The 14,866-nt window shown below is 55.6% G+C and carries 20 protein-coding genes and 1 tRNA gene; 15 read left to right on the forward strand and 6 right to left on the reverse strand.

Annotation, left to right across the window (positions count from 1 at the left end):
* Positions 1–3 precede the first annotated feature (3 nt).
* Both JAB1_RS21975 and JAB1_RS21980 read left to right on the forward strand, forming a co-directional pair.
* On the forward strand, positions 4–612 hold the full coding sequence (locus tag JAB1_RS21975) for a phage tail protein (protein ID WP_070281738.1): 609 nt from the start codon (positions 4–6) through the stop codon (positions 610–612).
* Positions 609–1,841: a phage late control D family protein gene (locus tag JAB1_RS21980; protein WP_070281739.1), complete on the forward strand. Its 1,233-nt coding sequence runs from the start codon at positions 609–611 to the stop codon at positions 1,839–1,841. The genes JAB1_RS21975 and JAB1_RS21980 overlap by 4 nt, the downstream gene beginning before the upstream one ends.
* A gap of 218 nt (positions 1,842–2,059) precedes the next feature.
* Here the strand turns inward: JAB1_RS21980 and JAB1_RS21985 are convergent, their stop codons facing one another.
* The 3 genes from JAB1_RS21985 to JAB1_RS28930 all read right to left on the reverse strand — a co-directional run bounded on the left by JAB1_RS21985 (position 2,060) and on the right by JAB1_RS28930 (position 4,347).
* Positions 2,060–2,812 carry a putative phage abortive infection protein gene (locus JAB1_RS21985; protein WP_070281740.1) on the reverse strand — a complete coding sequence of 251 codons (753 nt, stop codon included), beginning with the start codon at positions 2,810–2,812 and terminating at the stop codon, positions 2,060–2,062.
* 321 nt (positions 2,813–3,133) lie between these two features.
* Positions 3,134–3,823, reverse strand: a complete 690-nt coding sequence (locus JAB1_RS29680) for a hypothetical protein (protein WP_139144631.1) — start codon at positions 3,821–3,823, stop codon at positions 3,134–3,136.
* A gap of 98 nt (positions 3,824–3,921) precedes the next feature.
* Positions 3,922–4,347 (reverse strand): helix-turn-helix transcriptional regulator, encoded by a 426-nt coding sequence (locus JAB1_RS28930; RefSeq protein WP_254672186.1) that lies wholly within the window; start codon positions 4,345–4,347, stop codon positions 3,922–3,924.
* Positions 4,348–4,659: 312 nt separating this feature from the next.
* On the opposite strand from JAB1_RS28930, the gene JAB1_RS28935 reads away from it, so the two are divergent.
* The 10 genes from JAB1_RS28935 (at position 4,660) to JAB1_RS22035 (ending at position 10,075) form a co-directional block, all read left to right on the forward strand.
* Positions 4,660–4,857, forward strand: coding sequence for a hypothetical protein (locus JAB1_RS28935; RefSeq protein WP_071653391.1), 198 nt, complete (start codon positions 4,660–4,662; stop codon positions 4,855–4,857).
* A 48-nt stretch (positions 4,858–4,905) separates the two neighbouring features.
* The gene (locus JAB1_RS28940; protein WP_071653392.1) at positions 4,906–5,094 is read left to right on the forward strand and encodes a hypothetical protein; all 189 of its coding nucleotides are present in this window, start codon (positions 4,906–4,908) and stop codon (positions 5,092–5,094) included.
* Positions 5,091–5,354 carry an ogr/Delta-like zinc finger family protein gene (locus JAB1_RS22000; RefSeq protein ID WP_070281743.1) on the forward strand — a complete coding sequence of 88 codons (264 nt, stop codon included), beginning with the start codon at positions 5,091–5,093 and terminating at the stop codon, positions 5,352–5,354. The genes JAB1_RS28940 and JAB1_RS22000 overlap by 4 nt, the downstream gene beginning before the upstream one ends.
* A gap of 121 nt (positions 5,355–5,475) precedes the next feature.
* Positions 5,476–5,877, forward strand: a complete 402-nt coding sequence (locus JAB1_RS22005) for a hypothetical protein (RefSeq protein WP_070281744.1) — start codon at positions 5,476–5,478, stop codon at positions 5,875–5,877.
* 101 nt (positions 5,878–5,978) lie between these two features.
* Positions 5,979–6,332, forward strand: coding sequence for a hypothetical protein (locus JAB1_RS30380; protein ID WP_070281745.1), 354 nt, complete (start codon positions 5,979–5,981; stop codon positions 6,330–6,332).
* A complete protein-coding gene (locus JAB1_RS22015) occupies positions 6,322–8,160 on the forward strand; it encodes a replication endonuclease (RefSeq protein WP_083299847.1) in 1,839 nt (612 codons plus the stop codon). The genes JAB1_RS30380 and JAB1_RS22015 overlap by 11 nt, the downstream gene beginning before the upstream one ends.
* Positions 8,157–8,309, forward strand: coding sequence for a hypothetical protein (locus JAB1_RS29995; RefSeq protein ID WP_175445091.1), 153 nt, complete (start codon positions 8,157–8,159; stop codon positions 8,307–8,309). The genes JAB1_RS22015 and JAB1_RS29995 overlap by 4 nt, the downstream gene beginning before the upstream one ends.
* Positions 8,303–8,605, forward strand: coding sequence for a hypothetical protein (locus JAB1_RS22020; protein ID WP_070281746.1), 303 nt, complete (start codon positions 8,303–8,305; stop codon positions 8,603–8,605). Before JAB1_RS29995 ends, JAB1_RS22020 begins: the two co-directional genes overlap by 7 nt.
* A 215-nt stretch (positions 8,606–8,820) precedes the next feature.
* Positions 8,821–9,066, forward strand: coding sequence for a DUF4224 domain-containing protein (locus JAB1_RS22030; protein WP_070281748.1), 246 nt, complete (start codon positions 8,821–8,823; stop codon positions 9,064–9,066).
* A gap of 61 nt (positions 9,067–9,127) precedes the next feature.
* Positions 9,128–10,075 carry a tyrosine-type recombinase/integrase gene (locus JAB1_RS22035; RefSeq protein ID WP_343216000.1) on the forward strand — a complete coding sequence of 316 codons (948 nt, stop codon included), beginning with the start codon at positions 9,128–9,130 and terminating at the stop codon, positions 10,073–10,075.
* A 101-nt stretch (positions 10,076–10,176) separates the two neighbouring features.
* Here JAB1_RS22035 and JAB1_RS29685 read toward each other — a convergent pair whose 3' ends face one another.
* The 3 genes from JAB1_RS29685 to JAB1_RS22040 all read right to left on the reverse strand — a co-directional run bounded on the left by JAB1_RS29685 (position 10,177) and on the right by JAB1_RS22040 (position 11,966).
* Positions 10,177–10,488 (reverse strand): hypothetical protein, encoded by a 312-nt coding sequence (locus JAB1_RS29685; RefSeq protein ID WP_139144632.1) that lies wholly within the window; start codon positions 10,486–10,488, stop codon positions 10,177–10,179.
* Between the two features lie 93 nt (positions 10,489–10,581).
* A complete protein-coding gene (locus JAB1_RS28945) occupies positions 10,582–11,655 on the reverse strand; it encodes an HNH endonuclease (protein ID WP_217494310.1) in 1,074 nt (357 codons plus the stop codon).
* Positions 11,656–11,892: 237 nt separating this feature from the next.
* Positions 11,893–11,966 (reverse strand) — tRNA-Gly (locus JAB1_RS22040).
* A 165-nt stretch (positions 11,967–12,131) separates the two neighbouring features.
* Between JAB1_RS22040 and JAB1_RS29690 the strand changes: the two genes are divergently transcribed.
* The 3 genes from JAB1_RS29690 (at position 12,132) to JAB1_RS22050 (ending at position 14,858) form a co-directional block, all read left to right on the forward strand.
* Positions 12,132–12,527: a hypothetical protein gene (locus JAB1_RS29690; RefSeq protein ID WP_217494311.1), complete on the forward strand. Its 396-nt coding sequence runs from the start codon at positions 12,132–12,134 to the stop codon at positions 12,525–12,527.
* A 306-nt stretch (positions 12,528–12,833) separates the two neighbouring features.
* Positions 12,834–13,193, forward strand: coding sequence for a diacylglycerol kinase (locus JAB1_RS22045; protein ID WP_070281750.1), 360 nt, complete (start codon positions 12,834–12,836; stop codon positions 13,191–13,193).
* Between the two features lie 246 nt (positions 13,194–13,439).
* Complete coding sequence (locus JAB1_RS22050; RefSeq protein WP_070281751.1) at positions 13,440–14,858, forward strand: mannose-1-phosphate guanylyltransferase/mannose-6-phosphate isomerase; 1,419 nt, start codon at positions 13,440–13,442, stop codon at positions 14,856–14,858.
* Positions 14,859–14,866 lie beyond the last annotated feature (8 nt).

The following is a 14,866-nucleotide window of genomic DNA, read 5'->3' on the forward strand; positions in this document are numbered from 1 at the left end:
ACCATGATGATGATTTTAGGAATGTTCGTGTTCAGCCTGCCGACCCTGGCCTATCACGAGCTGCAGCGGCAAACGGAGTGGAAGCACGCCAGCACGGCGCGCGTGGGCCTGCGTGACGCGCACCAGTACGTGGGGCCCGGCGACGACACGATTACACTGTCGGGCTGGGTAGCGCCGGAACTGACCGGCTCCCTGTATTCGCTCGATGCGTTGCGCATGATGGCCGACACAGGCAAATCGTGGATTCTGATCCAGGGTACCGGCCGCATTCTCGGCTCCTACCGCATCACCAGCATGACGGAGGGGCGCACCCTCCTGGACGGCAGCGGCGGCGCGCGGCGCGTCGAGTTCTCGATTGCACTCAAGCGCGACGACGACGGCGTGCTGGCCATGGTCGGCCTGGGCGACATCGGCGACCTGAAAAACATGCTCAGCATCGACGGCATGACCAGCAGCATTGCCGGCGCGGCCAAGAACGCCGTGGGCAGCGTCGTCGGCAATGTGGTCGGCGGCATCACCTCGAAATACGGCGGCGTGGTCAGCGAGATGAAGGACAAGATCGGCGGCAGCATCAGCAGCGCCATCGGCAGCGCGGCGGACAAGTTCAAATGAGCGAGCATATCCCCGCCTTCAAGGTCAGCATCGAGGACAAGGATTTGACAGCCATCGTCTCGCCGCGGCTAATTAATCTGACCTTGACCCTGTGCCGTGGCGACGAGAGCGACCAGCTCGACATTTCCCTGGATGACAGCGACGGCAAGCTGGCCCTGCCGCCGCGCGGCGCGCAGATCGCCCTCGCGTTGGGCTGGCAAGCCACAGGCCTGGTAGACATGGGCAAGTTCACCGTGGACGAGGTGGAGCACAGCGGCGCGCCCGATACCATCACCCTGCGCGCCAGGTCTGCCAACCTGATCGACACCTTTAAACAGCAGCAGGAACACAGCTTTCACAAGACCACCCTGGGCGCCATCATCGAGGCCATCGCCTTCCGCAACGAGCTGGCGTCGGGCGTGTCGGCGCGCCTACGCGATACCGCCATCGAGCACATCGACCAGACCCACGAAAGCGATGCTGCATTCCTGCGCCGACTGGGCAGGAAATACGATGCGGTGGCTACCGTCAAGAACGACACCTTGCTGTTCATCCCCATCAACCAGAGCCGCACGGCCAGCGGCAAGGCGCTGCCCGTCATTCCCATCACGCGCGCCTTGGGCGACGGCCACCGCTACCACAGCGCCGAAAGCGACGCCTACACAGGCGTGCGCGCCTTCTGGCATGACGAGCGCTACGCGCGCCGCCGCAGCGTCGTGGCCGGCGTGCCCGGCAACAGCAAGCGCCTGCGCACCACCTTTGCCAACGAAACGGACGCGCGTGCGGCGGCCGTGGCCGAATGGCAGCGCATCCTGCGCGGCCTGGCCGCCTTTGAAATGAGCCTGGCCCTGGGCAACCCGGCCGTGTTCCCGCAATCGCCCGTGACCGTGAAGGGGTTCAAACCCGAGATCGACGCCACCGAATGGCTATCGGTCAAGGTCACGCACAGCCTGGGCGGCAGCGGCTTTACCACGCGGGTGGAGTTTGAAACAAAGACGGAAGCGGTGGAGGCCGAGCGCGAGGAAGAAAAAGACCCGGACGAAGGCATCACGGGCGTGGTGGCCAAGTGGAAGGATGTGGCGGCGAAGAAGAAAAAGGCCGGGCAGGAGCAGGCCGGCGCCACGGGCCAGGTCAAGACGCTGGAGCACGTCTACAAGAGCAAGCAGGCCGCGAAGCGGGCGGCCCTGCATGCGTGGCAGCATATCGAAGAGGTGCGGGACATCATCAGGGAGAACAGCGAGGAACCTTAGAAGCCTACGCAAGCTGTGGCCAGCTGAGAACCTGCATGAATGTATCGCGTTTAGCGACGCTCTACGGCTGGATTCGCCCCACTACGAAGGCTAGCTGCGGAAAAATCGATGGTCTGCTGACTAGCATGAAGGCAGATTTAGGCAGTCCGTCACTCGTTTCCTGAATAGTATATATAGCACTTAAGCTCAGTAAGTTCAATTCGTGCCAGTTACTTTACTTACATTACTTTCAGATCGGCAGCTTCCGACGACGGAACTTGAGGCGGATCCTCAACAAGATTAGCTTTGTTCAAATGTTCAAAAGGTTTAGCCTCGGGGTCATTCAAGATAGCATCCCAGTTTCCCCTATTTAGGCCCTCGACGTTTAGCCAAAGAAGAACTAGTTCGTACTGAGATAGTTGGGATTTTATAAGATCGTAATATCGTTTACGCTGAGTTGCGGTTGCCTCGATTTCTGGACTTTGGTCTTTCACGTGTTTAAACAAGTGATACACGGTCCTAAAATAATGCTCGACCTCCCAGCCATTAATTTTAAGGAAGCGCTGATACGCGGTAGTTAGAGGCACTCGGTCTCTCTGCGATATAGCAATAATATTCCGGTAAAAAAGATAGAAGCAATCGCGACCGTATCTAATGGTTGTAACGTTTGTTTTTTTATTGCTTGTTTGTCGATCAATAGACTGTAGTACCGATGCGTGCATCGAAAGCAGGGTAAAGAATTGGTGTTCAAACGCCTGCAGTTTCGCAGCCTGAGTTTGGCTGCGTAAGGTAGCAGCAATCAGAACGACAGAGATCAAGCCAAACAGTGGGTTGAGCAATCCCCCCATGTAGTCGCCGAACTGTCCCCATTCCGCAACAGTGCTAGAGATGTCCGACCTTCTGAAACTCAGAAAAAAAAACCCAAGTAAAACTGCAATTGCAGCTGTTCCATATCTAAAAGGATGACGCAAGAGTTGGTCGCTAATTTTCATATAAGTGGTAGATGGAAGAGAACAAGGCATGCTGCCGGATGTTGTAAATAGAAATGAGCTAGATTAACACGACCAAGAATTCTTGAAAACAAGGAAATTTCTAAGGATGGTGTTACAACTAGCCTCCCACGAAGAAAACGAAATTCGGCACCATATCCATCGGCAGATATTAGGAATATCTGACCAGGTGCGTTCCAAGGAAATATGGCTTAGGATTCTGGCGACAGCAAATCCCGAAACCATTGCAACTGCGCTAAGTACACAGCTCACGCATTTCAACTATCAGGAAGTGCTGCGCCGCAAACAATGCATCTGTCGTCGTTAATGCCCTCGATTAGCGGGAAGCCACATTGCTGGCATATCGCCAGTCGCGCCCACGCACTCAACGGGGACGCTTCCCCTAGATTTTTCAATATGCCCTATCGAGTAGGATTTTCCGGCAATGTAGCACTTACTATCTAAGGAAGAAGTGCTTGACTCCACGCTTACAGGAGACTTGTATAGGAGCCAGCCGCACGCCGCTAAAGACATGCTAAGCAAAATTAAACGTACCCTTGCAGTTCGTTGAAGTTTGCCGATGTTAGCGGCCCGCTCCTCACATACTTGGCAGGCATTATCAGCATTGCCTCCCACAACAGGTCGCGGTAATACAGGAATTTCTGACGGTGGCTTGCGTTGGTCTGCAGGGATATCGGCAGACTTGGCATCTTTTATCCAGGTCTCCAGTAGATTTTTTACTTCCGAGTACCTCTCAAGTGGTAGCTCCTTGATCTTCTTTAAACCGAAGTCTGTAATGATGATTCTGTACACGTCCAAGGGATGGTCGCCCGTAAGTGCGGACAGGTCTTTCACCAGTGCATTGATTCGACGTCGTTGGAAATCGGTAATTAATTCAACGTCAATTTTTTCTGCCCCCAAATGCAGTGTAACTACATTGTTCAGCCGGGGAGCTTCAACAATATTTCCAAAGACATTCTGCCCAACATCGCCGCTAAATTCTGGTCTATCCATTCCGAAATCCACATCTTTACAACTTATAATTTCAATTTAACAACATTTTTCACAAAATGAAGCCCTCTCACTGACTATTGGTGAGGAAAAACACCCCATCAAATGGGTTTCTTTTTACTCTTATTGGGCATTTTTACTGTATTTGGCCCAGTGATATTGCCGTAGATATTTTGTCCAATATCACCATGGTGCACTGGCTGCACAAGGTTTTGCGCCTGGTTCATTCCGCCGATTAAGCCAAGCACGCCAGCCCTTCCGCGAATATCCATCTTGCGGTATCCAGCAACAACTTCACTCTCATCCGCGCTCAAGTTCCCTGGCGTGAATTGGCCCGTTACAACATAGAGCACATCAACCCCAATCGCCGAAACAGCAGCTAAAAACTCCGCGTTTGGTACTTGCTTCCCTTGCTCCCAATCGATCTGCGTACGCTTTGAAGCGCCACCTACTGCCGCAAAATCAGCCTGGTTATAGCCAAGTCGTTCACGCTCAGCCTTAAGACGCACTCCAATAATTTCACGCAATTTCTCACCTTTTACTTTACAAGTGCGATTTTTCGCACTATATTTACGTCATTACCATGTGACGTATACAAATCATACCTTATGACAACTATCGCCCCAGTGACGCGGCAGCCAAAGAATCCGCTTTCGCAGCCCATTCCTATTCGTTTGCTCCCTCCTGAGATTGAGCGCGTAGAAAAGTTTGCGCAACAGGATTCTCGTTCAAGAGCGTCTTTCATGCGCTTGATGCTGCTGCGTGGCCTGAACTCTTACGAAGCCGAACTCGTCCAATTGTCCGTTGTCCATCACGCTTAACTGCACAGGAGCAGGCCCATGTACCCCGATGCAAAACGTATCCGTAAACATAAAGTCATGCTGCGCCTGGACGACTATGAGCACCAACTCGTTTCCTCGATCGCCAACTATCAGGGCGAAGAATTAGCCGTTCTGGTACGTCAGATCGTCATGCGAGAAGCTCTTGCGGCCATTGCTAATGACGACATCGACAGCGTACAGCGTCGCAGCGCTTAAACCGAGTCCCTGAATAGTAACTTTTGAGTAACTGAAAAGCTGCCGAACATGCCCGATCACGAAATTCATATCAATGACGAAGAACTCGCAGCGCTGGAAGTCGTGCGTCAACGGCAAGGACTGGCAAATATCGAGCAAGCGGCTGAATGGCTCGTCAAGTCGCGCTTACGCAAGCAGTCAAAAAACATGACAGGTCGCGGTCGCGCCCTGTACCAAGTGGAAAGAAAGCTGAAATGAGAGTCATCGGCCTGCCCTGCCCGCATTGCGAAAACACCGTCCGCGCCGTCAAAAGCCGCACGATGTCCGCCATGTTCAAGGAAATCACCTACATGTGCCAAAACCCGGACTGCGGGCACTCTTTCGTGGCAGGCCTGGAAGTGCTGCGCACCCTCTCGCTGTCCGCTATGCCCAAGCCGGATATCCGCATCCCGATGTCCCAGCATGCACGCGCGGCGGCCACCAGCCAGCTGGCCCTGGACTTGACTGCAGGCTGCTGATGACTATCCCGACCCTCGCGCCGCCGTAGCCCGGCTACCGTAACTCCCCCTCTTTTGCTGTGCCCTGCTGCGCTCCTTTTTGAGCGTGCGGGATTCGTTCAACCTGAAATAAGGAAAACCGATGGAAACCACGCTGCACGTCACCAGTCATGTCGACAAATCCATGGCATCGAGCACGATCCGCCCGACCTTGCAAAATTGTATTGTCCCCGTGGCACCAACATGTTTTCTGCTGCAAGCCGGCGCGGGCATCGGCATCGCCGCGCTGACCGCCCACATCCATGAGATTGCCAAGACCTATCACGCCTACGGCGCTGCCAATTTGACCTTCATCGTCAGCGATGCGCAGGCACTGGAGCGTGACGGCTTTTTTGCGCCAGCCAAGCAACGCGCCCTGGTAGGCAAGCTGCCCATCGAGGTGAACTACATTTTTGCCACTGAGGCGGGTTCCCGGCACTGCTGCGGCGCATCGCACACGCTCCCGTACTGGGCAGAACACTTTCTCAAGGCAGGGGCACGCTGATGCTGCGCCTGACCAAAACCTGCGGCATCTGGTTGCTGTCGCTCCTGATCGTCATTACCCCTGACGTGCTGCGGGCCATTGGCGCCATCAAGGACTGAACCATGCCGGCGTCCCTTATCGACAATCACTTGTCCTTCCAACCTGCCGCCGAGATTTTGGCAGCGCGCGACAAGGACATGCCGACGCCACCAGGCGCAGGGCATGCGCTGGCCGCCATCGCCGAAGCCAAGGCCCAGCTACGCAGCATCAAGCCGCGCAACCTGGCGCCCTTCATGGCCCAGGCCTGGGGATTGTCGCCGCGTGGCGCGCGCCGCTCCGTGCTGATCGCCGCCGGCATGGACGCCGACCGCTGGGAATCGCCCATCCATTCATTTACCAAGGAAGAGCGCATCGAGCTGCGCGCCGCCACCTCTGCCGCTATCCGCGTGTACGAAAGACTGTTGAATGCAATCTAAACAAATCCTGCTGCCTGCCCCACAGCGTCACGAAGCCTTTTTGCGATCCGCCCAGTTCGCGCCCGAGCTGGCCCGCATTCCGTTCAAGTGGCGCAACCGCGTCATCAACGCGGCCATGGCCAAGATGGCCTGGTCGTCCTGGTACAAAGTCTATGAGTCCGTCGCCACCAGCTTTGTGCGCGAGTTCGCCGAGCAATACGTGCCGGCCGGCGTCGATCTGTCGCAAAGCGACGCCGACATCGTGGCCACCGCCGAGCGCGCGGCGGCCGGCGTGACCAAAATGCTGTGGATGGCCGTGTCCGACACGCACGCCTTGCAGATCATGGAAGACGAATGTGCCTCGTATGGCATCGAGCTGCCCGAGTTTGACGCGCTGGCCGACACCATCGCCCGTCTAGTGGATGCCCGCTGGTGGCGCCGCCAGTTGCGCAAGCGCGTCAAGCGCGCCTTTGAAGCCGGCAATATCCGCCTGGGCTACGTGAACTATCGCGGCGAACCCTACGCAAGCAACGATGCCGTGCTGTCTCGCCTGGCGCAGAACCGCCGCAACGCAGCAGCGCTGGCCGCCACCCTGGTGCAGAACGAGAACGGCCAGCAATTCAGTATCGCCGAGCTGGCCGAGAAAACGACTGCGAATAAAGCCATCCGGCGCGGCGAGCTGATGTTGCGCATCAACGGTTTTGAGCAGATCGCCCGCGAATGCGGCGACCAAGGCATTTTCATCACCTGGACATGCCCATCGCGCTTTCACGCCATGCAGCACAGCGGCAAGCCAAACGACAAGTTCGACGGCTCCACGCCGCGCGAGGCCAATGCATATTTAGGCAAGATGACCTCGCTGTGCCGCTCTGCACTGGCGCGCCGTGGCATCGGTCTGTACGGCTTTCGCATCGCCGAGCCGCACCACGATGGCTGTCCGCACTGGCACTTGCTGCTGTTCGTGCGCCCCACCGCGAAATACAAAACGGCCCACCTGCAGGACGTGGCGGGCCGCGCCATCCGCATCATGAAGCGCTACGCCTGGCGCATAGACCGTGGCGAACCGGGCGCCTTCGCGCGCCGCCTGGACGTGAAACGCATCGACTGGGCCAAGGGTAGCGCTGCCGGCTACATCGCCAAGTACGTGGCCAAGAACATCGACGGCGTGGCCGAGCACAAAACCAAGGAAGGCTATGTCGTCACGGCCGACACCGAAGGCGATGTCGAGCTGACGCCATCGGCGCGCGTCGAGTCCTGGGCCGCGTGCTGGGGCATCCGCCAATTCCAGCAATGGGGCGGCGCGCCCGTCACTGTCTGGCGCGAACTGCGTCGCATCGAGGAAAGCATGCTCAACGAAGCCCCGGCCGCCATGCGCCGCGCCTGGGACGCCGTGCAAAAGATCGACGGCGAAAAGCGCGCCTGCTGGGCCGAGTACCTGCGTGCCCAGGGCGGCGCCCTGGTGCCGCGCAAGGAACTGGTCGTCACCTTGGCCAAGGACGAAAAGACCGTCATCGGGCGCTATGGCGAAACGCAACGCATCACGCCCTACGGCGTGCGATGCAGCGATCTCATCGGCGTGGTCTTCAAGTCCGTGCGCCATACGTGGACGCCGGTACAGGCCACAGGTGCTCACGCGGTGGCTGTTGGGGTTGCCGTTCCTCGGACTCGTGTAAATAACTGTACGCACCCCGACCGCCCTGCCCCGGCCACGCCGCCGGCGGCGCCCATCCCTGACCTGCCTGACGAGGCAAAAACAGCACTGATTGCAGCCTGGGCGGCCGTCAATGCCTGCCCGTATCCCCGGCTGATCGTCCCTGACTCCCCGCCCCTTGAAGGAGGTGGCACATGAGCACCTTTGCCGTGATCGTACGCACGCAAACCGAACGCTTTGAATTTTTTGAGGTTGCCGCGTCCAGCGGCGACGTGATCGACGCTGCCATCGACCGCTACGGCGTGTGCGGCGTTACCGCCAAACTGAAAGGAGCACCGCAATGCTAAACACCCTGACCAATTCGCCGCGGCAAATCGCCTTGGGCGACCGCGTGACATTCGATACCGCTGAGGACCGCCAGTCACGGATCGCCAACGAGCTGCGGGTTTTGCACGAAAAACGGCGTATGGCGTTCGAGTGCAAGGAGGGACTCATAGAGAAAATGCTTACCCAAATGTGTGGAATCCGGAAAACAGGCGTGTGCCAGGCAGATGTTTCTGCCGCACATGCAGACATCCATCAAATCGACGTCACCTTAAACATTCTGTACGCCCAAAAGTTGAAAGGAAGCCTGCAATGCTAAACAACTTGACCATCTCGTCGCCGCAAGTGGCTCGTGGCGACCGCGTAACGTTCGACAGCGATGAGGGGCAGCTGGCAGGCACAGTTAGCGATTTGCGCCGGGACGTAGGCAATGGTGAACTGCACGCCTGGGTACAACTGGACCACCAGTGGCCGGGTATTTTCCGAGCTGTGCCACTGGCGGCAATTGCTCCCGCAGTGATTTAAGGATGCGGCATGGCAAACCACACCACCGCAAATTCCACCTTCCTATCGATGGACGATATTTACGCCCTGACCGGCCGGAAGATGAAAACGAAGCAAATTGAGGCGCTGCGAAAGATGGGCCTCCCCTTTTGGGTAAATGCCATTGGGCGGCCAGTTGTTACGGTTGCTGCAGTAGAGGGGCGCAAGGAAGCGCCAAGGGAAAAAACATGGGTAATGCCAAGGATCAATAAAAATGGGCCGACGAAACACGCGTAATTTGAACATGCCACCAAACATGCACCCGCGCACCCAGCGCAGCGGTAGGGTGTATTACTACATGTACACGAAAGATAAACCACGTAAAGAAATCCCGCTTGGGCCCGACTTCATCCTGGCTCTGAAAAAATATGCTGAGCTGAACATCGTGGTGGAGCATATTGCCAACGCGACGTTCTCCGATGTGGAAACACGCTACCTTGTCGAGGCGGTTCCCAAACTCGCCGCCAGTTCGGCGCGCATGTACCGGTCAGACATCAAGCACCTGTTGGCAGCATTTTCAGAGGCCCCGCTCGAGCAGATCAAACCGATGCACATTCGACAGTTCTTAGATGACCACGCCGACAAGCCGACCACAGCTAACCGTTGCAAGCGAGTTTTCTCAACCATGTGGAACCATGCGCGCGGCTGGGGCTACACCGACTTACCAAACCCTTGCGAGGGCATCCAGGGCCACTCGCTGGCAAAGCGTACCGTCTACATTACGGATGCCGTTTTTTCCGCCGTGCGCATGCACGGCAGCGCACCGCTACGGGATGCGATGGACCTGGCCTACCTGACCGGTCAGCGACCAGCGGATGCGCTGCGCATGACTGAACAAGACATCATCGATGGGCACCTGATCATTACGCAGGAAAAAACTAAGCAGCCGCTGCGCATCACCATCACTGGGGAGCTGGCCAAGCTCATGGAGCGTATCCGAGCGCGCAAGGCAACACACAAGATCGTGACAGGTGCACTACTGACCAATATCCACGGCAAGCGCCTGACCGCGCCAGCGCTTCGCACCCACTTTGACGCGGCAAAAAAGCGGGCGGCGAAACATGTGCCGGAACTGGCTCAGGACATCATGGCATTTTGGTTTTACGACCTGCGCGCGAAGGCGGCCGATGATACTTCGGATGATCGTGGCGACCAGGCGGCCAGCGATCTTTTGGGACACGACAGCGTGAAAACAACCCAGCGGCACTACTTGCGACGAGGCAAGATTGTGGCCCCGACGAAATAGAGTTAAGACTTGGTCGGGTAGATCGTATGGAATTTAAGTACCAATAAATGTCCCTGTTTTACAAGCTTTCGTCGACTCGTACGGCGCGCCGCAACAGTCGCCTATTTGCCGCTGGCGCGCAAATAGGCTTCGGCTTTCGCCTTACGCGTTTGCTGATGTTCCTCATAGATCACAGAACGCTGCGTTCTCAGCGAACTGCCAGTAAGACCGGCTGCTTGTCGCACCGAAGCAAGTGCCAATTCCGCTTGGGCTATTGAAACGGACTTTCGTCGATCACGGTCATGAATTTCACTACTTACGTCAATCCCCATGGAGTTCAACACGTTGATCTGAAAGCGTATCTCGCAGGTTAAATCAATATTTCGCAAAACAGCCAACTGAAATAGTGCCTGAAACTTAGCGATCTCGGACATTTTTTCCACTTATCCACGTCTCCGATTTGGTTGTTTATTGCAAGAGCAACAATATGGCAAAAGAGCACCAATAAGCCACGAAATAGAACGTGGTCAACGCTGTATCGCTGCCCTTACCTGATCAACGGTGAGCCAACGTTTGGAAGAATGCACTACTCTATGGCAATTAGCGCAAAGTAGTGCCAGGTCACTGGCTTTCGTCTTCTCGCCGTCCATTAATAGAGTATGAAGAGGCTTAGTGTGATGAACATCAATAATCCCTGTGGCAATGTCCCCGTACTTTATTGCAAAGTCGAAACCACATGCTTCGCACACTAGCCGACCATGTTTTTTTAAAGCCGCCTTCTTGCATAGCTCGACTAGTGCTCGACTTCGCTCCCGGATACGGTGTATACGGGTAAGAACGCGCCCTTCATCCGCTTCCACAATACCTAGTTCATCCTCGCCGCTCAGTTCACCAGTTTGACAAATTTCCACAGCTACGCGGATTGCACTCACGACATCGCGCAAACGTGGCGCATCACCAGAAAATTCGGCCCAGACCAGTGCTTCGTCTTTATTTCCACGCGTCAGTCCAACTTTGCCATCGCTCGTGTAATCCGGATCAAAACGCCGAAAATTCATCAGCTTCATATAGACGCCATTCGAGTTTCGAAACGTCGCCGTCGTAGTTCGGCTAAGCGCTATGCCCATCCGGTTCAAAAATGCCGAAAGCTCAGCAATCTCCGGACTATCTTTTCCAGGCGGCGAGGCGCGGTATCGGAGGTAAAGATCAAGCGCAAGTATCAGCTCATCTCTAGACCAAGCGATATTTCGATGGGATGGCGTCTCGACCTCATCTGCCTTGAGCGATCCGACACTACTATCAGACCTATCTACCTCCAGGCGAAGGCCCCATTCACCGGAACCGATGCCGTCAATAGAGTAGAACAGCGGCTTGTTCTTAAACCCGTCAGATTCGGCGGCGTGATCCTGAATTGTGCGCTGAATGATTTGCTTCCAACTTCCCGGGAGCGGTGTTGCTCGAATCCGCTTTACCTCTGCATAGAGGTCGTCATAGTGCGCTGATCCACCCAAATTCTTGAGCGCCGTAATTATGTCTTTTTTCCAAGTCGCCATAGAATTTTCGTCTGCTTGATCGCATTGTGGAATGTTCGTCACGCTCATCCTCGACACCTGTTCCGGACAGAAAGCGGCTTCGAAGGATAGCAAGTCGCCAGACGGAAAAATACACACAATGTCACGAAAGAACAGCTCCCCGTGTCTGGTCGAAAATGAAACTATAGGAATTTAGCTCATCCGACAGTCGATGTCAGATTAAGCCCGAGCTGTCGTTTAGTGCAATTTTGTGGAGCGATTTTGACTTTGTGGAGCGGCGAAAACAGGTTTTTCGCCGTTTTTCATTGGAGCGGGTGAAGGGAATCGAACCCTCGTCGTAAGCTTGGGAAGCTTCTGCTCTACCATTGAGCTACACCCGCGAAGCCTGCATTTTACGCGGTATGGCAAGGACTTGGCAAACTTGTGCGGCGCGTCGAATTCATCGGGAATTCTCGCGGAATTAATAAAAAACCAATTCAGCCACATCGGTACGTCAGCGTTTTTTGTCGATAGAGAACAACATCGCGGGTAGCCAGGCACAGTGAATGCACTGGAATACGGCTAAAAAAAAGAAATTATTGCCGCCGCGAACGGTGTGGCGCAGACTAGCAAGAGAAATGTTGCTACAATCGCGTGACAGTTTAGCATTCCCGCTGTTCAACCTAAAAGGATATCCCATGAAGAAAATTCTGATCGCTTCGGCAATCCTGTGCTTCGCTTCCGCACAAGCCATGGCTCAAACGACGGCACCAGTTGGTGGAGCACCTGTTCCACCAGCAGCAGCACCAGCAGCTGGCGCTACCGGCGCTGCCGCCGGCGGCACTATTGCCGGCCTGAGCACGAGCGCCCTGATCGCAATCGGCGCAGCAGTTGCCGTTGTGGCCGGCGCAGCGAGCTCGGATTCGACCACCGCGCACACGACCCCAAGCCACGCCAAGTAATCTGTCGATGCCTTCGGCTGAAACAGACAAGACCAAGCCTGCGGATTGACGTCAAACCGCGAGACGCTGGCCTGGTCCCACGAGAAGCTGGCCTTGTCATACGAAGCGCCACTTCCTCGATAAAAGCCCTTTTCATTTTTTGAAAATGGGCTTTTTATTTTTCTTCAATCATGCGCGCGCTGTTAACGCCAGTCCTGCATATGCCTGATGCCTGACCCTCTCGATGTCCGAGCGATACGCATCTGTTTTCAGAAAGAGTCCCGGCCGTCAGGAACAAGAAACTTCCTGGCCAATCATGCATTGTTAATGAAAAACCTGCCCTTCCATAAACGCATGGGATTTGCCCTGCAAGGCTTGAGTGCCGCCTTCCGCACGGAATCGAGCTTCCGGCTGCAATGCCTTGCTGCCCTCATGGTATTGATCGTACTGGCCTGGAACCGGCCGGCCATGATCTGGTGGGCGTTGTTATTGTTTAACTGTGGCATGGTGCTCGCGGCGGAGCTCTTCAACACGGCACTTGAACATTTGATTGATCACCTCCACCCAGCCATCCATCCCAACATCAAGATCGTCAAGGATTGCGCCGCAGGAGCCGTGTTCATTCTCAGTATCAGTGCCATGTGCGTGTTTGTTGCTTTTTTGCTTGAAAACGTTGTGCGCCAATAAGAACACAGGGGTAGCAAACTACAATACAGGACGAGCTAAAGTACCTGCTTCTCAGATTCCATAGGGTCGGGAGAAAATACAAAGATTCCTGTAATTTATTAAAATATTGTCCCCATTAGCAATATTGATTTTTTTGACAGTACGTGCGCCGCCGCATACGAGCGGGGCAAGCGGGGCAAATTTTAATGCCTGCCGAATGACTGATGATTCAGCGCTATCCAATATTACATTTACATTAAAGCATAAATGACTATCCCCCTCCTACCGGTAATTCTTTGTGGTGGTTCCGGCACACGCTTATGGCCACTTTCGCGCGAGGCATTTCCAAAACAGTTTCTGCGCTTGTCGTCCAAGGGCAGCATGCTGCAACAAACGCTGCAGCGCCTGGCAGGTATGGATGCTGTGACGCCAGCACTACTGGTATGCAACGAATCCTCGCGTTTCATTGTCGCGGAGCAAGTGCGTGAAATCGGCCTGGAAAACAGCCGTATGTTACTTGAACCCATGCGTCGCAATACGGCACCGGCGATCGCCTCAGCCGCCTTGCATGCGATGGAGAATGGCGAAGATCCGCTACTGCTGGTGCTGCCGTCGGATCATGTCATTCTGGATACCCCAGCTTTCCATCGTGCCATCGCACTGGCGCGTACTGCTGCAGAGGCAGGTAATTTGTTAACTTTCGGCATCACGCCAACGGGACCCGAAACAGGATACGGCTATATTCGCGCCGAGGGCGCTGCAAGCGGGCAAGTTCAGCGCATCCTTGAATTCGTGGAAAAGCCGGCCCTGGCGCTTGCGGAACAATATATCGCCAGCGGCGATTACTTCTGGAACAGCGGCATGTTCCTGTTCCGGGCCAGCCGCTACCTGGCAGAACTGGAGCGCTTCCAGCCTGCCGTGCTGGCCGCGTGCCGCGCTGCCATCACTGCCGCAAAGAGCGACCTTGACTTCATTCGCCTGGACAAGGATGCCTACGCTGCCAGCCCCGATATCGCCGTCGACTACGCCGTCATGGAGCGCACCAGCCATGCCTCTACCATCGCCCTCGATGCAGGCTGGAATGATATCGGCTCCTGGAAAGCAGTACTCGAGGTGGCGGAAAAAGATGCCAGTAACAATAGCGCCAACGGCGATGTGCTGATTCAGGATTGCAACGATTGCCTGGTGCACAGCACTAGCCGCCTGGTCACCGCCATCGGCATGCGCAATACCGTTATCGTGGAAACGGCCGATGCCGTGCTGGTCATGGATGCGGATCAGGCACAACAAACAAAAACCATGGTCGCGCAGTTGATCGCCAGGGAGCGTCCCGAGGCCACCATACACCGTGAAGTCTTCCGTCCATGGGGTTCCTACGATTCCATCGGCACTGGCGACCGTTTCCAAGTCAAGCGGATCACTGTCAAGCCTGGCGCCAAGCTGTCATTGCAAATGCATCACCACCGCGCCGAGCACTGGATCGTGGTTTCCGGCACCGCCCAGATCACCAATGGCGACAAGGAATATTTGCTGACCGAAAACCAGTCTACCTATATCCCCCTCGGCGTCGTCCATTCCCTGGCCAACCCGGGCAAGCTACCGCTGGAATTGATTGAAATTCAATCGGGTAGCTACCTTGGAGAAGACGATATTGTCCGCTTTGAAGACCGCTACGGCCGCGCTTGACCGAGCAG

Origin of the sequence: Janthinobacterium sp. MP5059B (genome assembly GCF_001758645.1) — a bacterium.
In the GTDB taxonomy this organism is placed as follows: domain Bacteria; phylum Pseudomonadota; class Gammaproteobacteria; order Burkholderiales; family Burkholderiaceae_D; genus Janthinobacterium; species Janthinobacterium lividum.

What these genes read in the sequence shown, in the direction of transcription:
- JAB1_RS21975 (WP_070281738.1), top strand. Translation starts at nt 4, where the DNA reads ATGATGATGATTTTAGGAATGTTCGTGTTCAGCCTGCCGACCCTGGCC.
- JAB1_RS21980 (WP_070281739.1), top strand. Translation starts at nt 609, where the DNA reads ATGAGCGAGCATATCCCCGCCTTCAAGGTCAGCATCGAGGACAAGGAT.
- JAB1_RS21985 (WP_070281740.1), bottom strand. Translation starts at nt 2,812, where the DNA reads ATGAAAATTAGCGACCAACTCTTGCGTCATCCTTTTAGATATGGAACA.
- JAB1_RS29680 (WP_139144631.1), bottom strand. Translation starts at nt 3,823, where the DNA reads ATGGATAGACCAGAATTTAGCGGCGATGTTGGGCAGAATGTCTTTGGA.
- JAB1_RS28935 (WP_071653391.1), top strand. Translation starts at nt 4,660, where the DNA reads ATGTACCCCGATGCAAAACGTATCCGTAAACATAAAGTCATGCTGCGC.
- JAB1_RS28940 (WP_071653392.1), top strand. Translation starts at nt 4,906, where the DNA reads ATGCCCGATCACGAAATTCATATCAATGACGAAGAACTCGCAGCGCTG.
- JAB1_RS22000 (WP_070281743.1), top strand. Translation starts at nt 5,091, where the DNA reads ATGAGAGTCATCGGCCTGCCCTGCCCGCATTGCGAAAACACCGTCCGC.
- JAB1_RS22005 (WP_070281744.1), top strand. Translation starts at nt 5,476, where the DNA reads ATGGAAACCACGCTGCACGTCACCAGTCATGTCGACAAATCCATGGCA.
- JAB1_RS30380 (WP_070281745.1), top strand. Translation starts at nt 5,979, where the DNA reads ATGCCGGCGTCCCTTATCGACAATCACTTGTCCTTCCAACCTGCCGCC.
- JAB1_RS22015 (WP_083299847.1), top strand. Translation starts at nt 6,322, where the DNA reads ATGCAATCTAAACAAATCCTGCTGCCTGCCCCACAGCGTCACGAAGCC.
- JAB1_RS29995 (WP_175445091.1), top strand. Translation starts at nt 8,157, where the DNA reads ATGAGCACCTTTGCCGTGATCGTACGCACGCAAACCGAACGCTTTGAA.
- JAB1_RS22020 (WP_070281746.1), top strand. Translation starts at nt 8,303, where the DNA reads ATGCTAAACACCCTGACCAATTCGCCGCGGCAAATCGCCTTGGGCGAC.
- JAB1_RS22030 (WP_070281748.1), top strand. Translation starts at nt 8,821, where the DNA reads ATGGCAAACCACACCACCGCAAATTCCACCTTCCTATCGATGGACGAT.
- JAB1_RS22035 (WP_343216000.1), top strand. Translation starts at nt 9,128, where the DNA reads ATGTACACGAAAGATAAACCACGTAAAGAAATCCCGCTTGGGCCCGAC.
- JAB1_RS29685 (WP_139144632.1), bottom strand. Translation starts at nt 10,488, where the DNA reads ATGTCCGAGATCGCTAAGTTTCAGGCACTATTTCAGTTGGCTGTTTTG.
- JAB1_RS28945 (WP_217494310.1), bottom strand. Translation starts at nt 11,655, where the DNA reads ATGAGCGTGACGAACATTCCACAATGCGATCAAGCAGACGAAAATTCT.
- JAB1_RS29690 (WP_217494311.1), top strand. Translation starts at nt 12,132, where the DNA reads ATGCACTGGAATACGGCTAAAAAAAAGAAATTATTGCCGCCGCGAACG.
- JAB1_RS22045 (WP_070281750.1), top strand. Translation starts at nt 12,834, where the DNA reads ATGAAAAACCTGCCCTTCCATAAACGCATGGGATTTGCCCTGCAAGGC.
- JAB1_RS22050 (WP_070281751.1), top strand. Translation starts at nt 13,440, where the DNA reads ATGACTATCCCCCTCCTACCGGTAATTCTTTGTGGTGGTTCCGGCACA.